The organism is Ruegeria sp. BC8 (assembly GCF_056535705.1).
Window position 1 is genome coordinate 161,138 of the sequence record NZ_JBQFIV010000002.1, and the last position, 15,748, is coordinate 176,885.

Genomic DNA, 15,748 nt, shown 5'->3' on the forward strand with positions numbered 1-15,748 from the left:
TCGATGACTTACAGCTCGTGTGCCCAGGGCGGGTTGGCCCCGGCGCGGGATACGGTGACGGCAGCAACCTTGCCGCCCAGTTCCAGCGCGGCGCGCAGGTCGTCGGGCGAGATCGCACGGAGCGCCTGTTTGGTCAGCAGCCCGGTGCGGTGCAGTTGCGCCAGTACCCCGGCGTTGAACGTGTCGCCCGCGCCCACCGTGTCGACCACCTGAACCGGCGTGACCGGCACTGAAACCGTGCGGCCATCGGCCAAATACCCGGTCGCGCCCTGGCTGCCGCGCGTGACGATCACCACGGCGGGGCCGGCCTGCAGCAGCAGCGGCACCTTTTCTTCCAGCGTTTCAGGGCCGGGGACGATCCAGTCCAGATCTTCGTCCGAGACCTTGACGATGTCGGCCTGCGCGATCATCCGGTTCAGCCGGGTGCGATAGCGGGTCTGGTCCTGGATGAAGCCGGGGCGGATGTTGGGGTCGATCATCACCGCGCGCTCGGCCCCGTGACGGTCCAGCAGGGCGGCATAGGCATCGGCGCAGGGCTCGCAGGCCAGGCTGATGCCGCCGAAATACAGCGCCGAGGTCGCGGTCAGCTGGTCCGGCATGTCCTCGGGGCGCAGCATCCGCCCGGCCGAGTTTTCATCGACGAAGGAATAGGTGGCGTGCCCGTCCTGCAGTTGTACGAAGGCCAACGTGGTCGGACGGTCCGAAAGAACAACCTGCGAGCCATCCACATGACTGTCTTTCAGGGCCTGCGCCAGTTGCTGGCCGAACATGTCGCGCGACAACCCGGTCAGCATTCCGGCAGGCGCACCCAGCCGGCCCAGGGCGATGGCGGTGTTGAACACCGCGCCACCCGAATGCGGCACGAAACCTTGCGCGCCCGAAACCGTCGGCTCCGCGATCATGTCGATCAGGGCCTCGCCACAGCACAGGATCATGTCCCGGCTCCTTCCTTCTGCAAAGATCTGGCGGTGAGTTTACCGCGCGAGCGCATTTTTGCAGAAGTTGTTAGCGCCAACAATGCCAAATTCAGCCTGTTCCGACACATAAACGCCAAAGCCTTGCCGCAGCGCGTCGAACCGGCCGCCGGCGTTGAAGGCGGCCAGGAAGTCGTCGCCGAACAGCCAGCGGTTCTTCTCGGCCACGCCGCCCACGAGGAAGACGCCGCCGGTGGGCATCACGGTCACGGCCATGTCGCCCATCACGGCACCCAGATGGGTGGTGAAGATCTGCGCGGCGCGCATGGCGAGCGGATCGGACCCGTCGCGTGCGGCCTGCAGGATGTCCTTGGCGGGCAGGGCGGGCGTGTCGGGTTGGCCAGCAGCCATGCCCACGGCGCGGTACAGGATCGGCAGGCCCGTACCGCTGAGGAACATCTCTGCCTCGAGCGTCAGGCTGTCGCCAAAGAAACACTCGGGCGCGATCCGGCGGGCGGCTTCGAACACGTCTACTTCGTCAAGGGTGCGGGGCGACAGGCCGACATGGCCGCCTTCGCCCGAGACGGTGTGATAGTGGCCTTCGGAATACAATAGCGCGCCGACGCCCAGCCCGGTGCCGGGGCCGACCACCAGTCGGGTGCCCTTGGGCGGGGTCGGGTCGCCCTGCAGGGCCTGCACGTCATCGCCCGTGATCTCGGCCACCGACCAAGCGGCGGCGGTGAAGTCGTTGATGACGAAGGTGTGGTCCGCGCCGGTGGCCGAGGCGATGTCAGTCTCGGACAGGTCCAGATTGGCATTGGTCAGACGGATCGTGCCATTGCGCACCGGGCCCGCGCCCGCGGCGACCACGGCGCGCGGCGGCGTTCCGATCTCGGCGCACAGGTCGTGCAGGGCGGCCAGAAACTCGGGCAGGGTGCCGGTGGGTGATTTGCGCAGATCGGTGAGCGTGCCATTGGTGACGACCCCCAGCCGCGTGTTGGTGCCGCCGATATCGGCCACTAGGTTCCAGTGGTCGTGCATCGCGCCCCTGGGCTGCGCCATCGGAACCGAGACCGGATCGCCGTGGGCCAAAGCGGCTTGCATCGCTCGGAACGAGGCCTTGGGGCGGCGTTCCAGCGTGTCGAAATCGACATCGACCAGGCCGAACCGCTTTTCGTATCCCAGCGCCCATTCGTAGTTGTCCAGCAGCGACCAGATGAAATAGCCCTTGACCGGAACCCCTTGATCCAGCGCGTCCTGAACCGCCGCCAGATGTTGATTCAGATAGTCGATGCGGTCGTCATCCTGCTGCCGCTCGGGGCTGGCCATGCCATTTTCGGTGACATAGATCGGCAGATCGCCCGTGTAGTCCCGGGCCGTACGGGTCAGGAACCGGGTCAGCGCGCTTGGCTCGATCTCCCACCCCATCTGTGTCTTGGGCAGAGGGCCAGGCACCTCTTGCAGGCTGGGCCAGGGCGTGTCGGCGGGCGCGATCAGCTTGCGGGTATAGTAGTTCAGCCCGCACCAGTCGACCGGCGTGCCGATCGTGTCGAAATCGTCCTGCCAACCATCGGGCAGGTGGGCCTGCAGCCCCTGCAGGACGTTCTCGGGGTAGGCCTTGTTGAACACGCCGCCCAGGAAGAACCGGTTGTAGATACCGTCATACAGATCGGCGGCCGCGCGGGCCTCGGGGGTGTTATCGGCAGGTTCGGCCCATTCCAGGTTGAACACCGCGCCCAGGTTCGACATGCCAAGGCCTCGCATCGCCTGAATCGCGCGGCCGTGGGCCAGAAGGACGTGATGCATGGCGCGGGCCGTGGCGCGAATGTCGCGCAGGCCGGGGGCATGGTGGCCTTCGAAATGGCTCAGCCAGCTGACGCACCAAGGCTCGTTGATCGGGGCGACGCTGTACATGCGGTCGCCGATGCGGCCCATGATGATCTCGGTGAAATCGGCGAACCAATCGGCGATGTCGCGGTTGCGCCAGCCGCCCTGATCGGCCAGGGCTGAGGGCAGCTCCCAATGATACAGGGTGGCGCAGGGGCGGATGCCGCGTTCCAGCAGGGCGTCGGCCAGCCGGTCATAATAGTCCAACCCGGCCTGGTTCACCGGACCGCGCCCTTCGGGCAGCACGCGCGCCCAGCTGGTGGAAAAGCGATAGCAGTCGAACCCGGCCTCGCGGATCAGGTCGAAATCCTGTTCGAACCGGTGCAGGTGGTCGCAGGCCAGATCGCCGTTTTCGGAACGCACCACGTTGCCGGGCGTGGCCGCGAAACTGTCCCAATGGGTCGGGCCGGCGCCGCCCTGTGCGTGGCCTTCGATCTGATAGGCAGAGGTTGCGACACCAAAGAGAAAGTCTTTGGGGAAATCAGCGCGGGTGTACTTCATGTTCAGAACCTGTTGGGGGCGGGACCAGTCGAGCCGCCGACTACCAGTTCGGCCTCGAGCAATCTAGTCTTGGCCGGGTCGTGGGGCGCGCGGATGCGCTCGATCAGCATCTCGGCGGCCAGTTCGCCGGCGTGGCGCACCGAAGACCGGGTGGCGGTAAAGATCGGAACGTCCTGCCCGTTCTTCAGATAGGACAGGTCGTCGTCATGTGCGATCACCGACACGTCGCGGCCCATTTTCAGCCCGGCCTCGTCCAGCGCGCGCCGCACCCCGATCGCCGAGATCATCGACGAGGTCAGGATCGCGGTCGGCGGATCGTCCAGCCGCAGCATGTCGCGGGTTTCGTGATGGCCATAGACCTCGGTCATTTCGGCGCTGCGCATCAGGGCCGGGTCGGGCAACAGGCCGGCCTGTTTCAGCGCCTCGAGATACCCGTCGCGGCGCCTTTGGGCAAAATCCATGTCTTCCAGACCGTTGATCAACGCGATCCGCCGGTGGCCCAGGTCGATCAGAAACCGGGTGGCCCGCAGGAACGAGCTTTTGTTGTTCACGTCGATCCAGTCATAGGGCACGCTCACGCCGGTCGACCGGCCATGCACGATGAACGGCACCTGCATGCGGGTCAAAACCTCGATCCGCGGCTCGTTCACCTTCGGGCCCTGCAGCACCACGCCGTCGACCGCACCGCGTTGGAACAGGCTGCGATAGGCGTCTTCGATCGAGGTGTCGTCGGCATTGGTGAACATCATGTCGTAGCCGTGCTCGGCATATTTCTTGACCGCGCCGGCGACGAAATCGCCGAAGATCGGGTTTACCATCTCGTGGCGCGACGAGCTGGGGATCACGTGGCCGATCACCATCGAACGACCCGTCGCCAGCCCCTTGGCGCGCGCGTTCGGCCGATAGCCATGTTTGGCCGCCGCCGCCTGAACCCGCATGCGGGTCTCTTCATTCACCTCTGGGTAACCGTTCAGCGCGCGGCTGACCGTCGTCTGCGACAGACCCAGGATCTGAGAGAGCTGTTTGAGGTTCATAGCGGTTTCAAAACGCTTTCAATGCTTGTGTGCGCCCTGTTGTGTGGGGATTTGCGGCTTGCGTCAAGTTGTTTCGCCATTCTTTGCTATATGTCAAGAAAACATGGACACGGACGGCCCATGTCAAAATCTAGCCATTGACAGGGCCAACATGTTAGCGGATAACGGCCGCATTCAAAGCGCTTTGAAAACTGAGTCTCACACGCGCGGATACAGTTGGGAGGAAAATCAATGAAACACTCGCTTTTGGCAGGTGCGGCCACGTTTGCCCTGATGGCGGGCGCGGCCCAGGCCGAAAAGGTCACCGTGTTCGGCCCGTGGCTTGGCCCGGACCAGGAGAATGTCGAAAAGGTGCTGGACGGCTTTGCCGCGGCCACCGGTCATGAATATGCCTATGTCGGGTCGGACAGCTTCGAGCAGCAGATCCGCATCGACGCCGAGGCCGGGTCGGCCCCGAACATCGCCGTGTTCCCCCAGCCGGGTCTTGCAGCCGATATGGCCAAGGCCGGGTTTCTGACACCGCTTGCTGACGGGACCGCCGACTGGATCCGGGACAACTATGCCGCGGGCCAGTCTTGGGTCGATCTGGGCACCTATGCCGGCCCGGACGGTCAGGACCACCTGTACGGCTTCTTCTACAAGGTCGATGTGAAATCGCTGGTCTGGTACGTGCCCGAGAACTTTGAGGACGCGGGATATGAAGTTCCGACCACGATGGAAGAGCTCAAGGCCCTGACCGACCAGATCGTCGCCGATGGCGGCACGCCCTGGTGCATCGGTCTGGGGTCGGGTGGCGCAACCGGCTGGCCTGCGACCGACTGGGTTGAGGATATGATGCTGCGCACCCAATCCCCCGAGGATTATGACGCGTGGGTTGCCAACGATCTGAAGTTCAACGATCCCAAGGTCGTGGCCGCGATCGAGGAATTCGGCGCATTCGCCCGCAATGACGACTACGTCGCCGGTGGGGCCGGTGCGGTTGCAACCACGGATTTCCGCGACAGCCCCAAAGGCATGTTCAGCTCGCCGCCGCAGTGCTACATGCACCGTCAGGCCTCGTTCATCCCGGCCTTCTTCCCCGAAGGCACGGTCGTGGGTGAAGATGCCGATTTCTTCTACTTCCCAGCTTATGAAAGCAAGGATCTGGGCAGCCCGGTACTGGGCGCTGGCACCCTGTGGGCGATCACCAATGACAGCCCCGCAGCGCATGACCTGATCGCCTATCTGCAGACCCCCGAGGCGCATGAGACCTGGATGGCGCTCAGCGGCTTTTTGACCCCGCACAAGGGTGTCGATACCTCGGCCTTCTCGGATCCGACGCTGAAGAAGATGAACGACATTCTTCTGGGTGCGACCACCTTCCGTTTTGACGGGTCTGACCTGATGCCGGGCGCGGTTGGCGCAGGCACGTTCTGGACGGGCATGGTCGACTATGCCGGTGGCAAACCCGCGCAAGACGTGGCGGACGAGATCCAGGCGTCTTGGGACGCGATCCAATAAAGCCATGAAACCGGGCAATCCGACCTCAGGGTTGCCCGACCCATTGTCGCCAGGGAGGGTGACATGCATCCCGCATTGCAAGGTCTGCTGACGATCGCCATCGGCGTATCCGGCTGTGTTGGTTACTTCTACTTGTCCAACCAGTTTCTGGACAAGATTCTGTTCCCGCCGCGCGGCCCGAACGCCGGACGCAACATCAATCGGGCGAACATGGTCCGGCCATGGTTGTTTCTATTGCCCGCTCTGGTCGCGCTGGGGCTGTACCTGGCCTACCCTGTGGTGGAAACGCTACGCCTGTCCCTGACCGACCGGGTGCCCGGCGGCGGATACGAGTGGGTGGGTCTGGACAACTACGCCCAAATGATGGGAGAGCCCAAATTCTGGGAAGCGATGCGTAACAACATGCTGTGGCTGATCGTGGTCCCGGCGCTGTCGACAGCATTTGGCCTGTTGGTCGCCCAGCTGACCGACCGCATCCGATGGGGCAATGTCGCCAAATCTCTGATCTTCATGCCGATGGCGATCTCGTTCGTGGGCGCATCGGTGATCTGGAAGCTTGTCTATGACACCCGTCCGGTCGAGCAGGACCAGATCGGCATGCTGAATGCCCTGTACATCTTCTTTGGCGGAACTGACCCGCAGACCTGGCTGACCATTCCGTTCTGGAACAATTTCTTCCTGATGATCGTGCTGGTCTGGATTCAGACGGGCTTTGCTATGGTGATCCTGTCGGCTGCCCTGCGCGGCATTCCCGAAGAAACGGTCGAGGCCGCCATTCTGGATGGCGCAAGCCCGTTCCAGATCTTCTTCAAGATCAAGGTGCCGCAGATCAAGACCACGATTCTGGTGGTGTGGACAACGATCACCATTGTCGTGCTGAAGGTCTTCGACATCGTGTTCGCCATGACCAACGGCCAGTGGGAGACACAGGTCTTGGCCAACTACATGTTCGACAAGCTGTTCCGCGCCAACGACTGGGGCGTGGGTTCGGCTTCGGCCATGGTGATCATGCTGCTGGTGACGCCGATCCTTGTCTGGAACGTGCGCAACGCGCGCAAGGAAATGGAATAGGGGGTGCGTCATGAGTGAGATCGCAGGAACCCGCCCGGCGCTCAGATGGGCCGTACATGCCTCGGTTCTGTTCCTGGTGGTGCTGTGGGTGGTGCCCACGCTGGGCCTGTTCATCTCGTCGTTTCGCACGGCGGACCAGATCGCGACCAGTGGTTGGTGGCGGGCGATTTTCCCCTCCGAGCAGAACCTGACGCTGCGCAGCGCCGCGCCTGACACGCAGGTGCAGGAAAACGGACTGTACGTGATCGAGGGCAACCTGTTCGACGCGGGCACCAAGGCGCGCATCTCGAAATGGGGCATCAGCTCGCGCGAGATCGATGCGTTTGAGCCGGGCCAGACGGCCGAGCTGCGCAAGGGCGGTACGATCACCGTTCAGGCCAATGGCGACTACCGGATGGAGAACACCGAGGAATTCACTGGCAGCCGTGGGTCGCGCGTCTTCGTGACCGCCGAACTGCCGCCCGAATTCACGCTGGACAACTACCACAAGGTCCTGCTGGCCGAGGACAGCACTGACAGCATGGCCAAGGCGTTCTTCAACACGTTGACAGTCACGATTCCGGCCACGATCATTCCGATCCTGGTGGCGGCTTTCGCGGCCTATGCGCTGGCCTGGATGGATTTCCCGGGCCGTGCGCTGTTGATCGCCGCGGTGGTCGGTCTGCTGGTGGTTCCCTTGCAGTTGGCGCTGATCCCGCTGCTGAAATTCCACCTGAACATAGGCATCGGCAAAGGGTATCTGGGCGTCTGGCTGGCCCATACCGGCTTTGGCATGCCGCTGGCGATCTATCTTCTGCGCAACTACATGGCCGGGCTGCCCCGCGACCTGATCGAGAATGCGCGGGTCGATGGCGCCACCGAATTTCAAATCTTCACCAAGCTGATCCTGCCGCTGAGCTTTCCGGCGCTGGCCTCGTTCGCCATCTTCCAGTTCCTGTGGACATGGAACGACCTGCTGGTGGCCAAGGTGTTCCTGATCGACGCATCCGGCGAGACTACCGTGATGACCAACAGTATCGTCGAGCTTCTGGGCACCCGTGGCGGCAACTGGGAAATCCTGGCCACGGCCGCATTCGTGTCGATCGCGGTGCCGCTGGTCGTCTTCTTTGCAATGCAGAAATACCTGGTCCGCGGATTGCTGGCCGGTTCAGTCAAATAAGGGCGTGTGATGAACGTGCAGAACAACGTGGACCTCAAGCACTCAACCAAGACGGCGTCCGACTGGTGGCGCGGCGGCGTGATCTATCAGATCTACCCGCGCAGCTTTCAGGACAGCAACGGCGACGGCATCGGAGACCTGCGGGGCATTACCCAGCGGCTGGATTACATCGCTGGTCTGGGGGTCGATGCGATCTGGATCTCGCCCTTCTTCAAGTCGCCGATGAAGGATTTCGGGTACGATGTCAGCGACTATCGCGCCATCGATCCGATGTTCGGCACGATGGAGGATTTCCAGACGTTGCTGGACCGCGCCAATGGTCTGGGTCTGCGGGTGATGATCGACCTGGTTCTGTCGCATACCTCGGACCAGCATCCGTGGTTCGTCGAAAGCCGCAGCAACCGCGAAAACCCCAAGGCCGACTGGTATGTCTGGGCCGACCCCAAGCCTGACGGGACCCCGCCCAACAACTGGCTGTCGATCTTCGGCGGCTCGGCCTGGCAGTGGGATACGCGCCGGCAGCAGTATTACCTGCACAACTTCCTGACCTCGCAGCCGGACCTGAATTTCCACAACCCCGATGTGCAGGACGCGCTGCTGGACGTGGCGCGGTTCTGGCTGGACATGGGCGTTGACGGGTTCCGACTGGACACGATCAACTTCTACTTCCACGACGCGCAACTGCGCGACAACCCGGCGCTGCCGCTGGATCAGCGCAACGCAACCATCGCGCCGATGGTCAACCCCTACAACCATCAGGACCACCTGTATTCCAAGAGCCAGCCCGAAAACATCGCCTTCCTGGAACGGCTGCGCGCCCTGACCGATCAATATGACGGTCGCGCCTGTCTGGGCGAGGTGGGCGACGCACAGCGCGGGCTTGAGATCATGGGCGAATACACCCGTGGCGACAAGCGTATGCACATGTGCTATGCCTTTGAATTTCTGGAAAAACGCCGCCTGACGGCAGAATACACCAAGCATGTGTTCGACCAGCTCCTGTCCAAGGCCGGCGACGCCTGGCCGTGCTGGGCGTTCTCCAACCACGACGTGCAGCGCCACGCCTCGCGCTGGGATCTGGATGAGGCCGGCATCCGGCAGCACGCGGTTCTGATGATGTGCCTGCGCGGCTCGGCCTGCCTGTATCAGGGCGAAGAGCTGGGCTTGCCCGAGGCCGACGTGCCCTTTGAGCGCCTGCAGGACCCCTATGGCATCGAGTTCTGGCCTGAATACAAGGGCCGCGACGGCTGCCGCACGCCCATGGTCTGGGCTGCGCAGGACGAACAGTCGGGCTTTACCACCGGTGCGCCCTGGCTGCCCGTCAGCACCGCGCAGGCCGAGCGCGCCGTGGACCGGATGGACGCCGACCCGCAGTCGGTGCTGAACCACTATCGTCGTGCCATCGCCTTGCGCCATGAATATCCGGCGCTGATGTCGGGCACCCAGTCCGACATGCGCGAAACCGGCCCGATCCTCAGCTTCCTGCGCGAGGATGATACCCAGCAGGTGTTCTGCGCCTTCAACCTGGGCGATGGCGCCGCGGAAATCGACCTGCCCGAAGGCAACTGGCGCTGCATCGGTCAGGATCTGGGCGCAGTCGAGGCGCAGGGCAGCGCCACGCTGGCGCCCTCGCAATTCTGCCTGATGGTCCGAGAGAAAGGGTAACCCATGTCCGAGCTCAAGCTGACCGATGTCGCCAAGACCTATGGCAATGTCGATGTCCTGAAGGACATCAACCTCGAGATCCAGCGCGGCGAGTTGATCGTGTTCGTCGGCCCCTCGGGCTGCGGCAAGTCCACCCTGCTTCGGATGATCGCGGGGCTGGAACGTATTTCGGGCGGAACGCTGGAGATCGAGGGGCAGGTGATGAACGATGTGCCCCCGGCACAGCGGGGCATCGCCATGGTGTTCCAAAGCTACGCGCTGTATCCGCACATGACCGTGCGCGAGAACATGGCCTTTGCCCTGAAGATCGCCAAGATGCCCACCGATCAGATCGACGCGGCGGTAAACCGCGCGGCGCAGATCCTGCAGTTGGAACCGTTTCTGGACCGGCTGCCCAAGGCTCTGTCGGGCGGTCAGCGTCAGCGGGTCGCCATCGGCCGGGCCATCGTGCGCGACCCCAAGGTCTATCTGTTCGACGAGCCGCTGTCGAACCTGGATGCCGCCCTGCGGGTGGCCACGCGGATCGAGATCGCGCGCCTGAAAGAGGCGATGCCCGACAGCACGATGATCTATGTCACCCACGATCAGGTCGAGGCAATGACCCTGGCCAGCCGGATCGTGGTTCTGGCCAACAAGGGCATCGCGCAGGTCGGCACGCCGCTGGAACTGTACGAGACGCCCGACAATGAATTCGTGGCCCAGTTCATCGGCTCGCCCGCCATGAACCTGCTGCCGGGCACGATCACCGGCACCGGTGCCACCACGACCGTTGCGCTGGACTGTGGCGGCACGGCAGTTTCGGCCATTCCGACCCGGGACGCCGACGCCGGCAAGAAGGTCAATGTGGGCGTCCGGCCCGAGGACCTGGTGGTGGCCGATGGTAACCCCATCCTGACCGGGACCGTGGACTTTACCGAAGCGTTGGGCGAGGTGACGTTGCTCTATTTCGCGAAAGCCCCCGGCGCCGAGTCGGTGATCGGCAAACTGCCGGGCATCCATCGTGGCTTGCGTGGCCAGACGGTTTCGGTGACTGCCGCGCCGGAGAAGATCCACCTGTTCCATGACGGCCGGTCAATGCGCAAATAGCTCGGACCTCGTCGTGATTCTGGTCTGAATTTGTCGCAAATCGATTTTTGCGGCTGAAATGATGCGCATCTATTTGGCGGATGCGCAAAAAATTCGCGTGATCTCCCTGTGTGACATGAGGCCAGTTCCGATGCGCCGTTAGGTATCGTCGGCCCTTTTGATATATGATCCTTGCGCGAATTCCCGCAGAGTCGCGCCCTGTTTGGGCAGGCTCCGGGCTTGGGCTTCCGAGGGAACTGGACCTAAGAATTTCGCAAACTGTCACTTTTTGGACTGACGGGGCGACCGCAAAACTCTAACGTGACGCACGGATAAAAAACAAAACTCAGTCCAAACACGGGAGAAACACGAATGACCAAATCGTCAAACTTCAGCCGTCGTACGGTGTTGAAAGGGGCCGGCGCAGCTGCGCTGGCGGCACCTCTGTACAGCAAAAGCGCCCTTGCATCTTCGGGCGAAGTCAACATCCTGATGTGGTCGGATTACCTGCCGCCCAGCTTCATCGAAGAGTTCGAAACCCTGACCGGGATCAAGGTGAACTACACCGGAATTGGCTCGAACGAAGAGATCATCAACAAGATGAAGGCCACCAAGGGCCAGGGCTTTGATATCGTTTCGCCGACCAACAACCGCTCGCTGCAGTGGGAGCCGCTGGAGCTTCTGCAGCCGTTCGACATGAACAGGGTCCCGATCGACAAGGTCAACCCGGCGATGGCCAAGATCGGCACCGATGCCTGGAACTTTGGTGACAGCGGCGCGCATTGGCTGCCGCATATCTGGGGTACCGAAGGCATTGCCTATCGCACCGACCTGTGGCTGCCCGAGGGCGACGCTCCGTCCTATGGTGACGTCTGGTCGGAAGAAAACGCCGGCAAGACCATGGGTCGCGCGCATTCGATGATGTTGGGCGCGGGTCTGTACATGGAGCGCATCGGCGAGATGGAGCCCGGCTCGGTCTGGGCCGCATATGGCGACGAAGACACCATGCGCAAGGTCTGGGGTCAGATCACCGACTGGTGCATCGCCCGCAAGGACCGGATCAAACTGATCTGGAACGATGCCGACACCCAGAAGAACGGCCTGCTGAACGAAGGGGTTGTCGTCGGACAGACTTGGGATGGTCCGCCGCTGGCACTGAAATCCGCGGGCGAACCGGTGCACTACCAGGCTCCGGTCGAGGGTGCGATGGCTTGGGTCGACGGCATGTCGATGCCGACCGGCGCAACCAATATCGACCAGGTCTACGCCTTCATCGACTTCGCCTATCAGGCCAAGCCGGCCGGTGTCGCAATCGACAGCCACGGCTACAACTCGCCGGTTCTGGGTGCCGACCAGTATTCGGGCGACACCTACAAGAAGAACTTTGCCGAGGCCTATCCGGGCGACTCGCTGGCCAACCTGAACCCGTGGCCTGCCGAAGCACCGTGGTATGCCGAGACCCGGACCGAGTTCGTCAACAAGTTCAAGAGCGCCTGATCGCCTTGAGATCGCGCCCCTCGCGTTGTCGCGCGGGGGGCCTTTGGACCCCGCACGCGTTTGCCCCGCGTGACGGACAACGATGCGGTGCGGCCTGAGGCTGCATCACAGGGAGATACCAAAAATGAGTGCAGGGATCGGAGTTGATCTGGAAAACCTGTGGATCCGCTTCGGCGATTTTGTCGCTGTGCGAGATGCGAACGTGAACATCAACGGGGGCGATTTCTTTTCGTTCCTTGGGCCTTCGGGCTGCGGCAAGACCACGATCCTTCGAGCGGTCTCGGGGTTCCTCGAGCCCAGCGAAGGCAATGTCCTGATCGGCGGCAAGAACATGAAGGGCATCGGGCCGAACAAGCGTCCTACTGCTCTGATCTTTCAGAACCTCGCGCTGTTTCCGCTCATGAAGGTCTGGGAGAACATAACTTTTTCGATGGAGATCAAAGGGGCCAGCGCCGCCGAGCGCCGCAAACGCGCGGACGAGCTGCTGGACATGATCGCCCTGCCGGATCAGGGCGACAAGCTGCCCAGCGAATTGTCGGGCGGTCAGCGCCAAAGAGTGGCCATCGCGCGCGCTCTATGCGCCGAGCCAGACGTGCTGCTGTTGGACGAACCGCTGTCGGCGCTGGATCTCAAGCTGCGCCAGCACATGCGCACCGAGCTGCGCGAAATCCAAAAGCGTGTGGGCATCACATTCATATACATCACCCATGACCAGGGCGAGGCCCTGACCATGTCGGACAACATCGCCGTGATGCGCGCTGGCGTGATCGACCAGATCGCCGATGGCAAGACCATCTACAACGACCCGACAACCGCTTTTGCCGCCTCGTTCGTGGGCGAAAACAACGTCTTCCGCGGCAAGGTCAAAAGAGTGATGGGCGAAGAGGCCCTGATCTCGACCAACCGGTCCGGCGATCTGGTGGCGCGGATATCGACCGCCAATCAGGGCAAGTTGGCCGAAGGTGACGACGCCATGATGTTCATCCGACCCGAGGCGTTCTCGATTGCACCCGAGGGGACGAGCGGCGATCACTTCGTCACGGCACGGGTGACCCACGAGGAATTCGAAGGCAACGTCTTCAACATCTTCACCGAAGGGGAGGGTGGCAAGGAGATCAAGGTCTCGATCCCGAACCACGGGCAGTCGTTCAAAGATCACACCGGGCAGAACATCACGCTGGAATACGAAACCCGCAACGCGGTCGTCGTTCCGGCGGGTGAGCTGGCTGCGGAATAAGGAGGCCCGACGATGCCTGGCTTCCTCAGGGACTTCTTCAACCGCAACGGTTTCGGCATGGGCCTCGCGATTCTGGGACTTGTCCTGTTCTGGACGATCGGCCTGATCATCCTGCCGCAGCTGTCGATGCTGGACTTTTCCTTCCGTCCCAACCTGCCGCCCCCGGAAATCGGCGGCCCCAAGGACGTGTACACGCTGGAGAACTACAAATACCTGATCTACGGGCCGGAAGGCGGTAGCCAGTCCTACAACGCCGTTGATCTGCGCGTTTTCTTCCGGACGTTGATCGCCGCGGTCTGCGTGACGATCTTCAACCTGATCATTTGCTATCCGATTGCCTATTACCTGGGTCAGTCCAAGGGCAATCACATCCGTATCTTCGCGATCATGCTGATCATCCCCTATTGGATCAACGAGATCCTGCGTGCCTTTGCGCTGCGTATCATCTTCGGAGAGACGGGTGTTTTGAACACGCTGTTCGTCGGATTGGGGATCTGGGACACGCCGTTCGATTTCATTCGCAACGACATCGCGCTCTATGCGGGCCTCGGCTACGCGTACATCCTGCTGATGATCTTCCCGATGTACAACGTCATCGAAAGCCTGGATGGAAACCAGATCGAAGCGGCGCGCGACTTGGGCGCTCCGTGGTGGCGGATCCACTGGAGGGTGGTCATTCCCTATGCCAAGCCTGGCATCAGTTCTGGCTGTACGATGGTGTTCATGCTGTCGGCCGGTGCGCTGGCCGCACCTCAAATCCTGGGTGGGCCGTCCAGTCTGTGGTTCACGCAACTGATCTATCAGCAGTTCAATGACAACAACGACTGGCCACAAGGCGCAGCCTACGCCATCGTTCTGCTGGTCACCTGTATCCTGTTCGTGCTGGCAATGATGCGCCTGTTCAAGGTGAACATGGGGGATATCGGGAAATGAACATGTCCTTCCTCCGTATCAGCATCTGGGTCTATCTGGCGATCTTCTTCGCCTACCTGCTGGGTCCCCTGGTGATCATGTCGATCACCGCCTTCAACTCGTCCGGTTTCCCGCGCATGAGCCCGTGGGAATGCCTGACCTTCCAGTGGTTTGGCGAGTTGTTTCAGGACCAACGCATCCTGAACGGCATCAAGAACTCGTTGATCATCGGCGCGGGAACCGTGGTTCTGTCGGTGGCGATGGGCTTGGCCGGAGCGCTGATGTTGACCCAGATCTGGCCCAAGCTGCGCGCCACCTACTATACGATCATCATCGCTCCGATCCTGATCCCGGGCGTTGTTCTGGGTATCTCGACGCTGGTCTTCTGGGACCGGATCAACCGGATGCTGGGGCTGGGCGCCGACAGCTTTTTGTCGAACGGTATTTTCCTGACCGTGATTGGCCAATCCACCTTCATCGCCAGCTATTGCATGTTGGTTCTGGTGGCCCGGCTGCAGCGATATGACCTGGCGCTGACCGAGGCGGCACTGGACCTTGGCGCAACGCATGCACAGGCGTTTCGCAAGATCCTGCTCCCGTTCATGCGCCCGGCGATTGCTTCGGCGGCGGTGCTTGCGTTTCTTGCCTCGTTCGAGAACTACAACACCACCACCTTCACGTTCGGCGAATACCCGACACTGACAATCGAACTGGCTCAGAAGGTGCGCTACGGCATTACACCTGCGATTTCGGCGCTGGCCTTTATCATCGTGGCGCTGACCGTGTTCTTCGCCCTGTTGAACGAAGCCAAGTTGAAGCGTCAGGAACTGGTCGCTGCCGCGCGCAAGGAAGCCACGGTCGAGGAGCTGGCGGGCAAGATCAAGTTGCCCAGCTTTTTCTCGGGGAACATGGCGGCCGTGCTGCTGGTCATGTTTGCCGTGGCAACGATCACTGTCGTCGGGACGGCCATGGCCTACAACCCGGCCCAGTGCATCGCGGACGTCAAGGAAGAAAAGCGTCTGGAAGCCGAGCAGCGCATTCAGGAATTGCGCAAGCAACGCGAGGAGCAGCGCAAGCAGCGCGAGGCCGAGCAAGGCGACGCGCAGCGATCCACGCCCAAACCGTCGAACAACAGCGGTTTTGGCAATGTGTTCGCTCCGAACACATTGGGTGGTCAGGACGACGAAAGCTCAGCCGAGCCTGACGATCAGCCTTCGGGCAACAGTGGGTTCGGCAACGTCTTCGATCCAAACAGTCTGAAGACCGACGAGTAGGAAGAAGCGCCTACCAGAGCACCACATCCGCC

At 62.1% G+C, this 15,748-nt stretch carries 12 protein-coding genes and 1 pseudogene; 9 read left to right on the plus strand and 4 right to left on the minus strand.

Annotated elements, in window-relative coordinates:
- Positions 1-8: 8 nt before the first annotated feature.
- The 4 genes and pseudogenes from ACR3EK_RS18000 to ACR3EK_RS18015 all read right to left on the minus strand — a co-directional run bounded on the left by ACR3EK_RS18000 (position 9) and on the right by ACR3EK_RS18015 (position 4,336).
- The gene (locus tag ACR3EK_RS18000) at positions 9-935 is read right to left on the minus strand and encodes a carbohydrate kinase family protein (protein WP_480634142.1); all 927 of its coding nucleotides are present in this window, start codon (positions 933-935) and stop codon (positions 9-11) included.
- A 39-nt stretch (positions 936-974) separates the two neighbouring features.
- On the minus strand, positions 975-2,018 hold the full coding sequence (locus ACR3EK_RS18005; protein ID WP_480634263.1) for a glucokinase: 1,044 nt from the start codon (positions 2,016-2,018) through the stop codon (positions 975-977).
- Positions 2,004-3,302 (minus strand): annotated as a pseudogene (locus ACR3EK_RS18010) (GH1 family beta-glucosidase); the annotation flags it as partial. The gene ACR3EK_RS18005 and the pseudogene ACR3EK_RS18010, both read right to left, overlap by 15 nt.
- 2 nt (positions 3,303-3,304) lie before the next feature.
- Positions 3,305-4,336, minus strand: a complete 1,032-nt coding sequence (locus tag ACR3EK_RS18015; RefSeq protein WP_480634143.1) for a LacI family DNA-binding transcriptional regulator — start codon at positions 4,334-4,336, stop codon at positions 3,305-3,307.
- A gap of 231 nt (positions 4,337-4,567) precedes the next feature.
- Here ACR3EK_RS18015 and ACR3EK_RS18020 point away from each other — a divergent pair, with 231 nt between their 5' ends.
- The 9 genes from ACR3EK_RS18020 to ACR3EK_RS18060 all read left to right on the plus strand — a co-directional run bounded on the left by ACR3EK_RS18020 (position 4,568) and on the right by ACR3EK_RS18060 (position 15,716).
- Entirely contained in the window at positions 4,568-5,836 is a 1,269-nt protein-coding gene (locus tag ACR3EK_RS18020; protein WP_480634144.1) for an ABC transporter substrate-binding protein, read from the plus strand.
- Between the two features lie 63 nt (positions 5,837-5,899).
- The gene (locus ACR3EK_RS18025) at positions 5,900-6,907 is read left to right on the plus strand and encodes a carbohydrate ABC transporter permease (protein ID WP_170359279.1); all 1,008 of its coding nucleotides are present in this window, start codon (positions 5,900-5,902) and stop codon (positions 6,905-6,907) included.
- Between the two features lie 10 nt (positions 6,908-6,917).
- A complete protein-coding gene (locus ACR3EK_RS18030) occupies positions 6,918-8,066 on the plus strand; it encodes a carbohydrate ABC transporter permease (RefSeq protein ID WP_170391627.1) in 1,149 nt (382 codons plus the stop codon).
- A 9-nt stretch (positions 8,067-8,075) separates the two neighbouring features.
- A complete protein-coding gene (locus ACR3EK_RS18035) occupies positions 8,076-9,731 on the plus strand; it encodes an alpha-glucosidase (RefSeq protein WP_480634145.1) in 1,656 nt (551 codons plus the stop codon).
- Positions 9,732-9,734: 3 nt separating this feature from the next.
- Entirely contained in the window at positions 9,735-10,817 is a 1,083-nt protein-coding gene (locus ACR3EK_RS18040; RefSeq protein WP_480634146.1) for an ABC transporter ATP-binding protein, read from the plus strand.
- Positions 10,818-11,168: 351 nt separating this feature from the next.
- Positions 11,169-12,293: an extracellular solute-binding protein gene (locus ACR3EK_RS18045; RefSeq protein WP_170341229.1), complete on the plus strand. Its 1,125-nt coding sequence runs from the start codon at positions 11,169-11,171 to the stop codon at positions 12,291-12,293.
- A 124-nt stretch (positions 12,294-12,417) separates the two neighbouring features.
- Positions 12,418-13,530: an ABC transporter ATP-binding protein gene (locus ACR3EK_RS18050; protein ID WP_093963159.1), complete on the plus strand. Its 1,113-nt coding sequence runs from the start codon at positions 12,418-12,420 to the stop codon at positions 13,528-13,530.
- Positions 13,531-13,542: 12 nt separating this feature from the next.
- Entirely contained in the window at positions 13,543-14,463 is a 921-nt protein-coding gene (locus ACR3EK_RS18055; protein ID WP_170341829.1) for an ABC transporter permease, read from the plus strand.
- A complete protein-coding gene (locus ACR3EK_RS18060) occupies positions 14,460-15,716 on the plus strand; it encodes an ABC transporter permease (protein ID WP_170435571.1) in 1,257 nt (418 codons plus the stop codon). The genes ACR3EK_RS18055 and ACR3EK_RS18060 overlap by 4 nt, the downstream gene beginning before the upstream one ends.
- The last annotated feature ends 32 nt before the right edge of the window (positions 15,717-15,748 follow it).

What these genes read in the sequence shown, in the direction of transcription:
- ACR3EK_RS18000 (WP_480634142.1), bottom strand. Translation starts at nt 935, where the DNA reads ATGATCCTGTGCTGTGGCGAGGCCCTGATCGACATGATCGCGGAGCCG.
- ACR3EK_RS18040 (WP_480634146.1), top strand. Translation starts at nt 9,735, where the DNA reads ATGTCCGAGCTCAAGCTGACCGATGTCGCCAAGACCTATGGCAATGTC.
- ACR3EK_RS18015 (WP_480634143.1), bottom strand. Translation starts at nt 4,336, where the DNA reads ATGAACCTCAAACAGCTCTCTCAGATCCTGGGTCTGTCGCAGACGACG.
- ACR3EK_RS18045 (WP_170341229.1), top strand. Translation starts at nt 11,169, where the DNA reads ATGACCAAATCGTCAAACTTCAGCCGTCGTACGGTGTTGAAAGGGGCC.
- ACR3EK_RS18050 (WP_093963159.1), top strand. Translation starts at nt 12,418, where the DNA reads ATGAGTGCAGGGATCGGAGTTGATCTGGAAAACCTGTGGATCCGCTTC.
- ACR3EK_RS18030 (WP_170391627.1), top strand. Translation starts at nt 6,918, where the DNA reads ATGAGTGAGATCGCAGGAACCCGCCCGGCGCTCAGATGGGCCGTACAT.
- ACR3EK_RS18035 (WP_480634145.1), top strand. Translation starts at nt 8,076, where the DNA reads ATGAACGTGCAGAACAACGTGGACCTCAAGCACTCAACCAAGACGGCG.
- ACR3EK_RS18020 (WP_480634144.1), top strand. Translation starts at nt 4,568, where the DNA reads ATGAAACACTCGCTTTTGGCAGGTGCGGCCACGTTTGCCCTGATGGCG.
- ACR3EK_RS18055 (WP_170341829.1), top strand. Translation starts at nt 13,543, where the DNA reads ATGCCTGGCTTCCTCAGGGACTTCTTCAACCGCAACGGTTTCGGCATG.
- ACR3EK_RS18005 (WP_480634263.1), bottom strand. Translation starts at nt 2,018, where the DNA reads ATGCAAGCCGCTTTGGCCCACGGCGATCCGGTCTCGGTTCCGATGGCG.
- ACR3EK_RS18060 (WP_170435571.1), top strand. Translation starts at nt 14,460, where the DNA reads ATGAACATGTCCTTCCTCCGTATCAGCATCTGGGTCTATCTGGCGATC.
- ACR3EK_RS18025 (WP_170359279.1), top strand. Translation starts at nt 5,900, where the DNA reads ATGCATCCCGCATTGCAAGGTCTGCTGACGATCGCCATCGGCGTATCC.